Raw genomic sequence first — 15,222 nt, forward strand, 5'->3', positions numbered from 1 at the left:
ACGGTCCTAGATCAACTGCCTGGAATGTTTCTGGTTTGAAAACTACGGGCGGGCCTAGCGAAGGTGAGCGCGTACGCGCGGCGGCGGTGATGGCCGCTCGGGCGTTTCCCGTCTTGACCCGAGACGCTGTCGCGGCGGCGCAGACCGGCGGCGGCGCGGCCGGGCAGGTTTCTGCGGTAGGGGCGGTGGAGGCGGGCCTCGACTCGCCCAGCCGACAGAGGTTGGCGTTCACGTTGGCAATGTCAAACCGGTGGCAAGCCGACCGGACAGCAGCGCCGGCCACGGCGCGAGGATCGGAAGCGGTGCGGCAGCACCTTGCTCGCCGCCGGTTTACGTCAGTCGGCGTTGAGGGGCTCCGGGGGGCCGCCGTGCACGATATGCAAGACCATGTGTGGGTAGCGGGCTCGGATCTTCCCGGCGTCGCGCCTGGGGTTGTCGATTCCCACCTCGACGTACTGGCCGGGCTCCGCGCCGACGGTGTGCAGCGGGATGCCTCGCCTCTGCCAGTAGTCGTAGTCAGTGTTGATCTTCTCCACCCAGCCGTCGAGGAGCCGAGCGGAGTGCACGGCGTCCTCGAACCGCACGGTCACGGCCGGCACCATCGCTCGGATCGCGGCGTCGAAGCCCGGGGTGGGGATGCGCCGCACGAGCAGGAGGTGGGCGGGCAGGTCGACGGCGACTCCGGCGTAGGCGTCGGGCCAGCGCGACGGGGCGGCATCATCGACGACCGTCGCGGCGTCCATGACCTCTTGTTGGCCGGGCCATTCGGACTGGCCGGGGTTGGGTGTCGCGGTTGCGGGCGGGGGTGTTGTCGGCGCGGCTGTGGCGGCGGTGCAGGCGGTGAGCGCCAGCAGCGGCAGCGCCGCCAGCAGCGCGGTCATGCGTCGGGGCATCGGGGCAGACCTCCTCGGGCGGCCACTGGAAACCGCTAACCGGATACTTCGGATATAACGAACCGGTCGGGGGTGAGACGTGCGCTCGCCCCGACCGGTCCCCTCGTCCGAACGGGTCAGCTCTGTTGGCTGCGGATGCTCCACCGACCTGTCCGGGCGGCAGCGCGCGCCGAGCTGAGCGGCCGCGCACGAGCACGCCCGCCCGGACGGCTGTCCGGGCGGGCGTCTGCGCTCAGGATGGAGGACTGGTGGAACTCAGCGGAAGCAGTGCGCGATCGGTACAGCGCTGCCCTCGCAGTTGGTCGGCTCGTTCTCGACGACCACGCTCTCGTCGTCGATCTTGACCTGGGCGTGCTCGGCGAAGATGCCGCCCGGCTTCACCGTGGCCGCGTTGTGGGTGACCTTGCTCGTGTAGAGCGCCACCGCGCCCGCGGTGGCGTAGATGCCGCCACCCTTGGACGTCGCGCCGACCGCCTCGTTGCCGGTGACGTCGCTGCCGCGCACGAGCAGGTTGGACTTCTCGGTGTAGATGCCCGCCCCGATGCCGTGCGTGGTGTTGCCGGCCACCACGCTGTCGTCGAGGGGCAGCAGACCCTTGACGGTCGAGATGCCGCCGCCGTTGACGGTGGAGGTGTTGCCGCGGATGGTCATCTTGCGCATCACCAGCACCGCGTCGGAGTTGGCGGCGCCGCCGCCGACCTGCGCGGTGTTGTTCAGCAACTCGGTGTCGTACACCTTGGTCCGGGCCGAGAAGCTGGCCAGGCCACCGCCCTGCCCGGCGCTGTTCTGCGCGAAGCTGGTGCTCTCCACGTCGGCCGCGCCCCGGTAGTTGCCGAGCCCACCGCCGTAGCCGTTGGCGCTGTTGTGCTGGAACTCCGAGCGCTTGAGCGTCAACACCCCGCCGTTGAGCAGGCCCCCGCCCTTGCCCGCGGCGCCGGAGGCGCTGTTGCCGATGAACGTGGAGTCGGTGACCACCATGTTGCCGTCGTTGAAGATCCCACCGCCGCCGCCCTCGGGCGACAACGACGTGCTCTGGGTGACGGTGACCCGTTCCACCACGGCCGTCGCGCCGTGCACGACGTGCACGCTGCCGCCCTCGATGGCCGAGCGGCCGTTGTGCAGCTCGACGTCGCGCAGGGTCAGCTCGCCGCCGTCGCGGACGGTGAAGAACCGGAACGCCTCGGCCTGGGCGTCGCGGGCGATCGTGGCGCCGGCGCCGTCGATGGTGATGGGCTGGTAGATCACCGGCAGGCCGGCCGTGTCGTCGGCCGGGTTGTGCGGCGGGGCGTCGGCGTCCCCGGGGGTCTCCGCCGCGTCGGCCTGCTCCCGGGCGTCACGGATACCGCCGTCGTACTGGTCGGTCTCGTGGAACGCCTCGGTCAGCGTGTACCGGCACCGGGGCGCGAGCCGCAGCTCGGCGCCGCCCTCCGCGTTGGCCGCCACCAACGCGGCCACCAGCTTCGCCGCGTCGCAGGGCACCTCGACCACGCCGTGCTTGCCGGTGCCCGGCGTCTGCGGCCGCGCCCGCTCGGCGTCGTCCCCGCCGCGCTCGGGGGTGGACCGCTCGCCGGAGCGCCGGTCGTCGTCGCGGTCGGCGGCGGTCAACCGGCCCAGGACGCCGAGGGAGAGGTCACGGTCGGCGGCGGCGGCGACGCCGGCCACCCCGGCCGCGCCCACCACCAGGCTCCCCGCCAGGAGCCCGCCGGCTAAGAACCATCGGGACCGCCGTCGAGGTCGAGCTGGGCGGTCTCCTGGTCGGTACGTGGACATCCGGTTCCTGCCTTCCTGCGTACGTGCCATGACCGTGCCCCATTTCGGGCGCGGGGGGCCGGACGTGCCGCCGGCCACCAGAGGTCACGATATGACCGCAATACGGACAGGGAGGCGTGAACGTGAATAGTGCTGCCATTCGTCTTTTTCTGGAGCAGACGGCGCGTGTCCTCAGCCGCCGACGTGGATACCCGGGCGGCGCAGCGGATCCGGCTCGGTCCGGCGGATGATCTCCCGCACCACCGGTGGGGTGTCCCCCCGGCCGAGGATCAGGTACCGCAGCAGGTGCGCGATCGGGCTGCCCTCGGACCACTCGAAGTGCGCGTGCGGGCGTACCCCGGTCGCGTCGCGCAGCGCGAGCAGGATCGCGGCGATCGCGTTCGGCGCGGCCGCGCTGCTGGCCCGCAGCACCCGGAAACCCCCCACCTCCACCCCGTGCACCCGCAGCACCTGGCTGAACCCCGACGGGTCCACCACGTCGATCTCCAGGAACAGCACGTCGGACGCGCCGGGCACCGGGTTCATGCCGCGCTGCGCCCGTTCCTTGAGCGTGTACTCCTTCTGGGACCCGCCCTGGCGCTTGTTCGCGATCAGGTGCAACTGGCCGTCGTGGGCGAGCGACTCGGTGATGAACCGCCGGGCCGCCTCGTCGAACTCGATCCGTTCGGCGCGCAGCTCCGTGGTCCGGGTGACCCGCGAGACCAGCGACACCGCGATGATGCCGAGGATGAACAGCGCCGAGATGGTGATCCCGTCCGGCTTCTCGACGACGTTCTCGACCAGGGCGTACACCAGCACCAGCGTCAGCACGGTGAAGCCGATGGCGCCGCCGCGCTGGCGGCTCCGGACCGCCGAGATGGCCACCGCCACCGCGCCGGACACCATCATCGCCAGGATGCCGGTGGCGTACGCGCCGGCCTGGGCGTTGACGTCGGCACGGAAGGCGACCGTGATGGCGACGCTGACGACGGTGTAGACGATCACCACCGGACGTACGGCGCGAGCCCACTCCGGAGCCATGCCGTACGAGGGCAGATAGCGGGGCACGATGTTGATCAGCCCGGCCATCGCCGACGCGCCCGCGAACCAGAGGATGAGCACGCTGCTCAGGTCGTAGACAGTGCCGAACCCCTCACCGAGGTACGTGTGCGCCAGATACGCCAGTGCCCGTCCGTTCGCCGCCCCACCCGGCCGGAACTCGGCGGCCGGGACGAGCGCGGTGGTCACGAACGTCGTCGAGATGAGGTACACCGACATGATCAGCGCGGCGGTGGTGAGCAACCGCCGGGTGTTCCGGATCCGGGCGGCGAGCCGGGCCTGCCGGTCCGGTCCGTCGGCCGCCACCAGCGGCATCATGCTGACTCCGGTCTCGAAGCCGGACAGGCCCAGCACCAGCAGCGGAAAGGCCAACACGGCGGTGAGCAGCACGTCGGCGGGTCCGCCTCCGCTCGCCGTCAGCGCCGCCGTCCAGTTCGACACGATGGTGGGATCGCCGACGATCCGGGCCACCGCGACCACCACGATCACCGCGTTGAGCACGAGGAACACGGCCACCAACGGGATGGCGACGACCACGGCCTCACGGAAGCCGAGCAGGAACACCCCGCCGAGGACGAGCAGCAGCGCCACGGTGACCAGCACCGGCACCGCCGGGCCGTGCAGGGCGTCCGGCAGGAACGGGTTCTCCAGCAGGTGCACGGTGGCGTCGGCCGAGGACAGGGTGATCGTGATGATCCACGAGGTGGCCACGAACCCGAGCAACACGAGCACGAAGATCTTGCCCCGCCAGAACGGCAGCAGCCGCTCCAGCATCGCCACCGAACCCTGCCCATGCGGGCTCTCCTGGGCGACCCGCCGGTACATGGGCAACATGCCGAACAGGGTCAACGCGACGATCAGCAGGGTCGCCAGCGGAGACAGCGCGCCTGCGGCCACCGCCGCGATGCCCGGCAGGTACGACAGGGTGGAGAAGTAGTCCACGCCGGTCAGGCACATCACCTGCCACCAGGCGTGCCGGCGGTTCTGCCCCTCGCTCGTCTCCGGGCCCGGCGGCTGCACCTGGTGCTCGAAGAGCCACCGCCGCAGCGGGCTGGCCGGCGGCGTCGAGCGGGCCGGGCTGTCCACCCGCTCCGGCACCACGACACCCGGCCGACCGCCGGGGTGTGGCCGGGCCGGGTCGCGGGCCGCGCGCAGGGCCGGGTCCGGCCCGGTCGGCGTGTGGCGTCGTCCGCCCCAGCGTCGCGGTCTCGCCCGGTGCTCGTCAGCCATCGCCCGTCCCACCCTCGCAGGTCCTGATCCGACCGTAGGTGCCAGCCCACGGCCCGAGCGGCCGAACGGGACAGGTAGGTGGGCTGCTCAGGGCAGGTCCGGTCGGCCGAGCAGCCGGGCCAGGGCCGCCGGGTCGGCAACCGTGACCGTGGCCGCCGGGTGCCGGGGCCAGCCCGCGGGCGCCAGGGCCGGCACCGGTTCGCCGAAGCGCACGCAGACCCCGGCCTGCGCGCTGCTGCCGAAACTCACGCCGCCGTCGGCCAGCGACAGCCGCGGGCCGATCACCCGCCACCATCGGTACGGCCCGCCGACCTCGGCGCCGAGCACGTTGTCCCGGCCGGTCCGCAGCCGCCACGGCCCGTACCGGATCAGAAGGTACCGGTCGTCGACGGCGACCCAGGCCGTCGCCGGGCGGACCCCCACCAACGCCAGTGCGGGACGGAACGCCGCGTCGAAGCGGAACGGAAACCGGGTCGGCACGTCGGTCATCGGGCACCCGGACGGGCCGCCGGCCGCGAGACCGGGCCGCCCGGGCGCAGCGGGCCGGGCCGCGCGGGACGAGGTCGGGCAGCGGGACGACGCCGGGCCAGGACGGTCATGGCGCGGGCGTACCCGGAACTCATCGGTCGACACCCCCGGATTCGCCGCACCCGCCGCTCCCCCGTCGCCGGCCGGCACCCCCCGGGCCGGCCGACGACGGCGGACGGTCGACACCCCCCGGGCCGACCGGCCGACTCCCCGGCCGCCGCCGACGGGTGCCGGCCGACCGCGCGGGGAGGTGGAGCGGGCGGGTGGTTGCGCCCCCGCGCTCCGCCGCCCCCACGGGCGGAGCGCGGGGACCCCCCGTCCCGGCTACTGCAGGAACGCCCCGAGGGGCGAGAGCAGCAACCGTCCAAGCGCAGCGGCGTTGTCGTCCAGCCGCAGACGCTCGCACTCTCGGGCGTCCGGATCGTGCCGGCACCGCCAGATCTTCTGCGCGTTGCGCCACGCGACATCGCGGGTGTACTCGACCAGTTCCCCCTGGTACCAGTCGTCGATGTCGCCGTTGAGCATGTCGATGAGCAGCTGCCACCGCTCCAGGTAGCCCCGCCGCAGACCGGGGATCTTGTCGGCGAAGATGTTGTTGATCTCGAGGTAGTCGTGGTGCTGGTCGGTGCCGTCGACCGGCTCCGACTCGAGGTGGTCGAACGTCGTCACCAACGCGAACGGCAGGTCGAAGTTGATGTGCGCGTTCACACCGGCCGCCGCCGAGGGCAATGGGCGGGCGTCGGGCCCCCGCATCCGCGAGAACAGACACGACCACGCCTTTGGCGTGCCCGGGCTGGAGTCGGTCCAGAGCCGCAGGGCGTCGAAGTAGCGGGCCGCGAACTCGACGTCCAGCCGGGAGAGGAAGACCGGATCGACGAAACGGTCGTCGTACAGGCCGTCCAGCACACTGCTGGTGATCGTCAGGTACAACCTGTTGAAGTCGGCGAGCGGGCAGCTCGCCTCCAACGGAGGCAACCGCACCAGCAGGTCCTGGAGCTTCGTGAGATGGTCGACCACCGCCGGCACGTCCGCCGGGTGATCGGCGAGCAGGTCGACGATGTCCCGGTGCACGGGCCCCCAGACCGGTTCGGTCATCTCTCCTCCATGATGGTCGTTGCGCCTGCGCGACGCCGCCGACGGGCCACAGCCTCTCAGCCGGCGACCGCCGCCGGGATCAGTAGAACGACGTATACCCGGCGCACACGGGCGCCGGGGATACGTAGTGCGGTGGTCAGCCGCGCGCGTTACGCAGGTGGATCGCACTGGCCTGCACACGGGTGCGGACCTGCAGTTTGTCGAAGATGTGCGACACGTGCACGCCGATGGTCCGCTCGCTGATGAACAGCCGCTGCCCGATCTCCCGGTTGGTCAGCCCCTCGGCGACGAGCGCGAGTACCTCCCGCTCCCGCGCGGTGAGAGTCGCCAACTCGTCGTCGGCCGGCTCGACCGAGCCGGCCGCGCGCGTGCCGTCGGCACCGTCCCGCTCCTCAAGGGACACCCGGGCCCGCCCGGCCAACTCCCGGATCTCCGAGGTCAGCGGCACCGCGCCCAACGCCTGCGCCACCCGGTACGCCTCCCGGAGCAACTTGCCCGCGGTGGCCACCCGGCTCCGTCGGGCCAACAGGGCCTCGGCCTGACGCAGCCGCGAGTACGCCGCCGGATAGGGGTGGTTACGCCGGTCCCACTCGACGACCGAGGCGGCCCACAGCTCCGGGTCACTACCGTCCAGGCGGCTCACCTCAGCGGCGCACAGCGCCAGGAAGCCGTCCACCACCGACCGCACCGGTCGGGCCGCGGACGCGCTCTTGCGCGCCACCCGCTCGGCCACGTCCCGCAACCGGCGTACCGCCGTCGGGTCCACGTCGACGGTACGGCTGGTGTGCGCCTCCGCCTCGGCGCGCAACCCGTGCCACACCAGCGCGGACAGGATCGTCACGTCGTCCGAACGGCTCTCGGTGAGGCCGCGCTGCACGGCCTGGCGCGCCACGTCGTGCCGGCCCTCCCACATCGACAGCCCGGCGCGCAGCGTGAGCAGCGGGATGACGTGTCGTGCGCCGCCTCCGGCCAGCACCGTCGCCACCGCGTCGAGGTCCCGGTCGGCCGCCGCGATGTCGCCGTAGCCCACCGACAGCCGGCACCGGGCCAGCAGCAACTCGACGGCGTCCGCCCCGGACGGTCGGTGCCGCAGCGCGGCAGCCACCACCTTCTCCGCCTCGGCCCACTGCCCCACCCGGAACAGCCCGTTGGTGGCGATGGCCAACAGGCGGGTCTCATAGGTACGCCCGAGGCCCAGCTCGGCCACCCGCTCGGCGCCCCGGCGGGCCACCACGACACCCTCTTCGAGGATGTTCAGCGGCCCGGTCATCAACTCCGCCAGGTGCAGGTACGCGCAGGCCACGTCCTCGGGCTGGCCGGAGCGCTCGGCGGTCTCCAGGGCCTGACGCACGACGGCCAGCCCGGCCTCCGGGTCCTCCAGGTACGCGTCGCTGAAGCCGAGCGCCGAGCTGGCGAGCACCACCTCGGTGGTGGACCCCTCCACCTCGGCGGCCAACGCCAGCGCCTCCCGCGCGCGCCGGCCCGCGTCGGCGTACCGGCCCAGGTGCAGCAACAGTTCGGCGAGCCGCGCGGCGGCGGTCGCCCGTTCCCGTGGCGAACAGTCCGCCGCGTCGAGGGCCCGCTCGTACTCCTTCTCGGCGAGGGCGGAGCGGCCCGCGGCGGCGAGGTATCGCGCGCGGCGGATGTGCAGCGCGCAGCTCGGCGCGCCACCCCGCAGCGCGACCAGCTCCTCCAGCAACGCCAGGGCGCGGGCGTGCTCACCGCAGTGGTGGGCCGCCTCGGCCGCGTTACCGAGCAGCTCGACCCGGTCCACCTCCGGCGAGGCGGAGTCGCCGGCCAACTGCAACGCGACCGTCCAGTGGCGGTGCGCCTCGGCGTAACCGTGCAGCCGTTCGGCCTCCTGCGCGGCGCCCACCGCGGCGGGCAACGCCCGGGCCGGCTCGCCGGCCAGCCGCCAGTGATGCGCCAACCGGGCCTGCCGCAGCTCGCCCGGCGCCGCGGTGAGCGCCTCGGCGTAGCGGCGGTGCAGCCCGGAGCGTTCGGCGGGCAGCAGCTCGTGCGCCAGCACCTCGGCGACGAGTCGGTGCCGTAGCCGGTAGCCGTCGTCGGCGCTGACCAGCAACCGGTGCGCGACCGCGGCCCGGGCAGCCTCGATCAACTCGCCGTCGGGCAGGTGCAGCACCTCGGCCAGCAACCAGTGCTGCACGGGCTCGACGCCGGCCGCCACGGCATGCACCACGGCGTGCGCGTGCTGCGGCAACGCGTCGACCCGGTCGAGGAAGATCTCGCGCAGCGTCTCGGACAGCCCGTCCCGCCCGTCCCGCAGGTCGCGGGCCAGCTCCTCGATGACGAACGGGTTGCCGCCGCTGCGCTGCCAGACCTGCTCGGCCGCCTCGACGGGAAGCGGCCGGCCCACCACCGCGGCGGCGAGCTGTTCGGTGTCGGCACGGTCCAGCGGAGAAAGATCGAGCACCCGTACCGTCCGTAGCCGGCGCAACTCGGTCAGCACGCGGCGCAGCGGGTGCGCTCCCTGCAACGATTCGGCGCGTACCGCGGCCAGCACCGACAGTTGCAGGTCACCCAGACCGGCCAACAGGTACAGCAGGAGCTGCCGGGTGCTGCGGTCGACCCACTGCAGGTCGTCGAGGATCAGCACCAGCGGTCGTCCCTCGGCGATCAGGTGCAGACCCCGGGAGACGCGTTCCAGCAGCGTGCCCGCGCCGTCCGGGCCGCCGGTCTCGTCGGCGAACACCTGCAACAGCCCACGTACGGCCGAGGAGGTACGCGCCTGAGCGGCGGTCAGGTCCGCGTCGAAACGCCGCAGCGCCTGGAGCAACGGGTGCAGTGGGGAGGCGTCGCCGATGTCCAGGCAACTGCCGGTCAACACCAACGCGCCCGCCGCACGCAGTCGGACGCCGACCTCGCCGAGGATCCGGGTCTTGCCCACACCGCTCTCGCCGGTGAGGAAGACCGCGGCCGTCTGTCCCTGTGCCACGTCACCGAGAAGCGCCGACCGAACCGTCTGTACCAGCTCGGTCCGGCCCACGAGCGGTGCGGTGTCCACATCGCTGGCCATGGCACGCAGCCTAATCACAGGCCCCCCGACCGTTCTACGGCCATCTGCCGCTTGTGGTACTCCTCGCGTCGACATTGCGACTAAAGGTTGCGGGTGGCCGACATACGTCGTTCTGCCGATCCCCTGTCGGCCCAGGGATGCCAATCTCCGAGGGTCGTCAGCCCATCACCGGGGAAGGTCGGGTGCGCCACCCATGATCACCATCGTCGCCGACACACAGCGGACCGACCGCCCACACTGGCCGGTGCCCGAGGAACGACGGACGGTAAGCGTCCTCTTCGTCGACATCGTCGGCTCCACCGCGCTTGTCGACCAGCTCGACCCCGAGGACGTCCGTGCCCTGCAACGGGCCTACTTCGAACGGGTCGCCGGTGTGCTGAGCCGCTGGCACGGCGTGGTCGAGAAGTACGTCGGCGACGCGGTGATGGCGCTGTTCGGGGCACGGCACTCCGACGGCTTCGACGCGTACCGGGCGGTGCGGGCCGGCCTGGAGATCCAGGCCGCGCTGGACCGCCGTCCCGTCCTCGGCGACATCGTCCTGCGGGTGCGTGTCGGCATCGCGACCGGCGAGGTGGTGGTCGACCTGGGCGACGCGGTCAGCGGTGGTCACGGCGTGGCCAGCGGCGCGGTGATCACCACCGCGGCCCGCCTACAGGGTTACGCGGCACCCGGCGGTGTCTCGTTGTGCGCGGTCACCGCGCGGGCCACCGCCGGCCTCATCGCCCAGCGTCAACTCGCGCCGATGCCGGTGGCCGGCCGGTTGGCGCCGATGCCCGTGTGGCACGCCAACGGTCCCGCCCGTCCCGGCGCCGACCGGCACGACGGGCCGCTCATCGGGCGTCGCCGGGAACTGGCCGGCATCGGCGAGCAGGTGAGCGAGGCACTGCGCACGCGCGAACCGCGCTGGATCTCCCTCGTCGGTCCGAGCGGCAGCGGCCGCAGCCGGTTGCTGCACGAGCTGAGCCGGACGCTGCACACGGTGGACGGGCTGCCGGTGCGCTGGTGCGTGGTGGGCTGCCCGCCGTACCCCGATCAGGTCCTCGCGCCGGTCGCCGAGCTGGTCCGCGTCCTGGCCCGCACCCGCCCCGGCGACGGCCCGGCGGCGGTCCGCGAACGCCTGACCGACGCCCTGACGCCGCTGTACCCACCCGACCGCGTCGCGGCGGCGGTGCCGGCGCTGCACCGGCTGCTGACCGCCCCGGACGCCTCGGCCGAGGCGTTCGCCGCCGCGGCGATCTGCCGCGACGCCCTCCTGCGGTTGGCCGCCGATCGGCCGCTGGTCGTGGCCGTGGACGATGTGGACCGTGCGGCGCCGGCCGTGAGTCGCTTCCTGCACGACCTGTTCACCGCGGCCACGACGCGTGGCCTGCCGCTGGCCGTTCTCACCGTGCACCAGCCGCAGTGGGCCGACACGCGGCCGGGCCCCGCCCGGCGGGTGCCGATCCGACCGTTGGCCGCCGTCCAGTCCGGCCGCCTCCTGCGCCACCTGCTGACCCGCGCCGGGCAGCCGGTGGCCCTGGTCGACCGGCTGCTGCCGCTGGTCGGCGGCCGGCCCGGGCACGCCGTCGCATACGTCACCTCGATCGCGGCGGGCGCGGACCCCACGAAGTTGCCCGAGCCGGTACGTCGCAGCACCGGCGCCGAGCTGGACCGGCTCGGCGGTGAGGGCCGGGCGGTGCTGATGGCCGCCGGCACCATCCCGGGCATGCTCTCCGGCCCGGCCGTCGACCGGGCACTCGGTTGGCGGCCGGGGCGGTCCGCTCCCCTGCTGCGCGCCCTCGTCTCCGCCGGACTGCTGCGCGTCGACCACGTCCGGGGGTACGCGTTCGTCGCGCCGGCGCTGCGTCAGGTCGCCGCCGAGCGTCTTCCGCACGCCCTGCGTGCCATGCTCACCCGGCGGGCCGCCGAGAATCCGGCATCCGACACCGTCGGCGAACCCGCGGCGCTGCCGTCCGCCGGTCAGCAGCGGCGCGGAGCCAACCCGCCGGGGTCGACGGCCGACCGCGCGCCGACTCTCCGACCGCTTCCCACCGCCCCGGAGGCCCGTACGCCCGCCTCGCCGACGCTCCCGGACGACCGCGCGCCGGTCCGCCGCCGACTGCGCGCGGTCACCGGCGGCGACGTGCCGCCGGTTGGGACGAGCGCCCCGACGCCCGTCGGCCGCGCCCGGACGGCGCTTCGCCCCGGCCGCGCCCGGACCGGATTCCGATTACCGGTGACGCCTGCGCCGGGCGACCTGGCCGCCGTGGCCTGACCGTGGCGACCGTGCACGGGCGGGTCGCCCGACGGCGTTGACTAGGATTGGCGCAGTCATGCTGCTACGGGTGCTCGGACCGCTCGAGGTCGAGGTCGACACCGGCGGACCGACCGACCTCGGCGGCCCCCGTCAACGCGCCGTGCTCGCGCTGCTGCTGGCGGCCCGCGGTGAGGTCGTCTCCGTCGGCCGGATGATCGAGTTGCTGTGGCGGGGGGACGCCCCACCACGGGCGATCGTCTCGCTCCAGGCGTACGTCTCGCACCTGCGCCGCGTGGTGGAGCCGACCCGCGAGCGCCGGGCGCCGGCGCGGGTCCTGGTCACCGTGCCACCCGGGTACGCCCTACGGGTGCCGGCCGACGCCGTCGACGCCGGCCGGTTCGAGTCGCTGCTGGCCGAGGCCCGCGGGGTCAGCGCGACCGACCCGGAGCGGGCCCGTCGGCTGCTCCGTGCCGGGCTCGACCTGTGGCGCGGACCGGCGTACGCCGAGTTCGTCGGTGAGCCGTGGGCGCAGCCGGAGGTGCTGCGGCTGGAGGAGCTGCGACTGGTCGCCCGGGAGCTGCTGGTCGACGTGACCGTGCGCGGCGGCGACCCCGCCGAGGCGGTGCCGGAGGCGGAGCTGCTGACCCGCCAGGCGCCACTGCGGGAGGAGGCGTGGCGGCTGTTGGCCCTGGCGTTGTGGCGTACCGGCCGGCAGGGGGACGCGCTCGCCGCGCTGCGGCGGGCCCGGGCGACCCTGGTGGACCAGCTCGGCCTGGACCCCGGCCCGGCGCTGGTCGAGGTCGAGGCCGCGATCCTGGGCCAACGCCTGGACCTGCTTCCGCCGGCCGCCGCGAGGACGGCCGTCGAGGCCGAGCGGCCGGAGGAGATGTTCGTCGGCCGGGAGGCCGAGCTGGCGGCTCTCGGGCAGGCCGCCGCCGAGGCGCGGGTACGGGGCCCGCGTGTCGCGCTGGTCAGCGGGGAGGCGGGCGCCGGCAAGACCCGTCTGCTCAGCCGGTTCGTCGAGGACCTGAGCGCCACCGGCTGGCTGGTCGCCCTCGGCCGCTGCCCTGAGGTCGAGGGCGCCCCGCCGGCCTGGGCGTGGGTCGAGGCGCTACGGCACCTCGCCCTCCAGGCGCCGCCCGGCGCTCTCGCACCGGCGCTCGCACCGCTGCTCGACGAGGGCGACGGGGAGGTCGGTGGGGACGTCACCGCCGGCCGGTTCCGACTGCACCGCGCCGTGGCCGCCTGGTTGGACGCGACGGCCGCCGGCCGACCGGTCGCCGTCGTGCTCGACGACCTGCACGCCGCGGACGCCGAGACGCTGCTGTTGTTGACCAGCGTGGCCGAGACGACGGCGGGAGCGGTGCTGTTCGTCGCGGCGTTACGGCCCGCCGACAACGCCGAACGGCTCGCCGACACCATGGCCGTCCTGGCCCGCCGGTCGCCGCAGCGGATCGCGCTTGGCGGTCTGGCGACGCCCGAGGTCGAACGGCTGCTCGGCGCGCTGGCCAGGACCACCGTCGATCCGGACACCGTCGCCGCGCTGGCCGAACGCACCGGCGGCAACCCCTTCTACGTCCGCGAGTCGGCCCGGTTGCTCGCCGCCGAGGGCACCCTCGTCGCCACCTCCGACGTGCCCGAGGGCGTACGTGACGTGCTGCGCCGACGACTCGCCCACCTGCCGTCGGCGGCGGTGTCGGTGCTGCGCCTCACCGCGACCGTGGGCCGGGAGGCGGACGTACGGACACTCGTGGACGCCTCCGGCGCCGACGAGGGCACCGTCCTGGGCGGGCTGGAGGCCGGGTTGAGCGCCGGTCTGCTCACCGAGCCGGCGCCGGGACGGGTCCGCTTCGTCCACGGTCTGGTCTGCGACACCATCTACCGCGACCTGCCGCAGCTCCGGCGCACCCGCCTGCACGCCCGGATCGCCGCCGTCACCCGCCGGCTCGACCCGGACGACTACCCGGCCCTGGCGTACCACTACTCGCGGGCCGCGTCGACCGACACCGCGCCCCTCGCCGTCGAGTACGCCGTCCGCGCCGCCGAGCTGGCCGAGCGTCGGTACGCGTACGACGCCGCCATCGAACTGCTCGGCAACGCCGTCGACGCGGCCACGTCGGTGCCCGGGGACCGGGACGCGCTCCGGGTCGACCTGCTGGGTCGGCTGCTGCGCGCCCAGGCCCGGGCCGGGGCGGTGGCCGCCGCCCAGCAGACGCGGACGCGGGCCGTCGACATCGCCATCGCGGCCGGCCGCGACGAGCTGCTCATCGCGGCCTTCACCGCGTGGACCGTGCCGAGCCCCTGGCTGCGACACGCGTACGGCGCCGTGGACCACACGGCCGTGGAGCTGCTCACGCGGCTGTTGCGCGCCGACCACCTGGACCCGGTCACCCGGTGCCGGCTGCTCGACGCGCTCGCCACCGAGCTGGATGGTGAAGCGGACCCGCGCGGCGTGGCGGCCGGCCGGGAGGCCGTGGCGGTCTCCCGGCGGCTGGACGATCCCGAGCTGCGCGCTCTCGCGCTGGCCGCCCGCGCCCGCACCATGAACTACGAGTTGGAGGCCTCGCAGCGCCTGGAGTTGGCCGGGGAGCTACGGGACCTCGCCGACGAGCACGGCCTGGTGACCTGGCGCTGGGTCGCCGAGCAGGTGATCGGTCACTGCGCCGCCGCGCTGAACGACCCGGAGCAGCTCCGGGCCAGCGTCACGCGGCAGGGGCAGCTGGCCGAGACGTACCAGCTCAAGGAGGCCCAGGTGCTGCACCTGTGTTCCCTGGCCGTGCTCGCGCACGTCGCCGGTGACTTCGGGACCGCCCGACGGCACTACGACGAGGTCGCCGAGCAGATGCGGCGGCAGGGCTCGCTGCACGCCGAGGCCTTCCACTACCTCGCCGTGGCGACCCTGCTGATGAGCCAGGGCCGTTTCGGCGAGCACGTGGAGGCGACCCGCCGGGTGCGGCCGTCGTTGGGGCCGATCGTGGACGACCTGTTGGCGTTGGCGCTGATCGAGAGCGGCCGGGTGGACGAGGCGGGGGCGATGCCGATCGGCCGGCACACCTACCGCCCCGACTACTTCCAGTCGTCCCTGCTGAGCGTACGGGCGATGGTCATCGTGGCCCTGGGTCGGCGCGACCTGGCGCAGCCGGTGATCGACGCGCTGCTCCCGTTCCGTGATCAACTGGCCGGGCTCTCCACCACGGCGGCCGTGGTACGGCCGGTCGCGCTGACGCTCGGGGAGCTGTTCCGCCTGACGGGTCGTACCGAGGAGGCCACGGAACACTTCCGGCTGGCGGCGGCCCTGGCGCGGCGGTGGGGGTCGCCGCACTGGTTGGCCCAGGCCACGGCGGCGCTGGCCGACTGACTCCCTCCGGATTCCAAGTGGGTTCCAAGTGGCGGCG

General features: G+C 73.9%; 8 protein-coding genes. 2 read left to right on the forward strand and 6 right to left on the reverse strand.

Annotated features, from left to right (window positions below):
• Nucleotides 1-335: 335 nt before the first annotated feature.
• From ABZ272_RS18550 to ABZ272_RS18575, 6 genes are all read right to left on the reverse strand, one after another.
• Complete coding sequence (locus tag ABZ272_RS18550) at nucleotides 336-893, reverse strand: hypothetical protein (RefSeq protein ID WP_355051160.1); 558 nt, start codon at nucleotides 891-893, stop codon at nucleotides 336-338.
• 255 nt (nucleotides 894-1,148) lie between these two features.
• Complete coding sequence (locus ABZ272_RS18555) at nucleotides 1,149-2,663, reverse strand: hypothetical protein (protein WP_355051265.1); 1,515 nt, start codon at nucleotides 2,661-2,663, stop codon at nucleotides 1,149-1,151.
• Between the two features lie 171 nt (nucleotides 2,664-2,834).
• Nucleotides 2,835-4,931: an amino acid transporter gene (locus tag ABZ272_RS18560; RefSeq protein ID WP_355051161.1), complete on the reverse strand. Its 2,097-nt coding sequence runs from the start codon at nucleotides 4,929-4,931 to the stop codon at nucleotides 2,835-2,837.
• A gap of 87 nt (nucleotides 4,932-5,018) precedes the next feature.
• Nucleotides 5,019-5,420: a hypothetical protein gene (locus tag ABZ272_RS18565; RefSeq protein WP_355051162.1), complete on the reverse strand. Its 402-nt coding sequence runs from the start codon at nucleotides 5,418-5,420 to the stop codon at nucleotides 5,019-5,021.
• A 363-nt stretch (nucleotides 5,421-5,783) separates the two neighbouring features.
• A complete protein-coding gene (locus ABZ272_RS18570) occupies nucleotides 5,784-6,554 on the reverse strand; it encodes a DUF5995 family protein (protein ID WP_355051163.1) in 771 nt (256 codons plus the stop codon).
• A gap of 136 nt (nucleotides 6,555-6,690) precedes the next feature.
• Nucleotides 6,691-9,591, reverse strand: coding sequence for an AAA family ATPase (locus ABZ272_RS18575; RefSeq protein ID WP_355051164.1), 2,901 nt, complete (start codon nucleotides 9,589-9,591; stop codon nucleotides 6,691-6,693).
• A gap of 193 nt (nucleotides 9,592-9,784) precedes the next feature.
• On the opposite strand from ABZ272_RS18575, the gene ABZ272_RS18580 reads away from it, so the two are divergent.
• Nucleotides 9,785-11,845 carry an adenylate/guanylate cyclase domain-containing protein gene (locus ABZ272_RS18580; protein ID WP_355051165.1) on the forward strand — a complete coding sequence of 687 codons (2,061 nt, stop codon included), beginning with the start codon at nucleotides 9,785-9,787 and terminating at the stop codon, nucleotides 11,843-11,845.
• 70 nt (nucleotides 11,846-11,915) lie between these two features.
• The gene (locus ABZ272_RS18585) at nucleotides 11,916-15,185 is read left to right on the forward strand and encodes a BTAD domain-containing putative transcriptional regulator (protein ID WP_355051166.1); all 3,270 of its coding nucleotides are present in this window, start codon (nucleotides 11,916-11,918) and stop codon (nucleotides 15,183-15,185) included.
• Nucleotides 15,186-15,222 lie beyond the last annotated feature (37 nt).

It is taken from the genome of Micromonospora sp. NPDC005979 (genome assembly GCF_040614415.1).
Lineage (GTDB): Bacteria > Actinomycetota > Actinomycetes > Mycobacteriales > Micromonosporaceae > Micromonospora.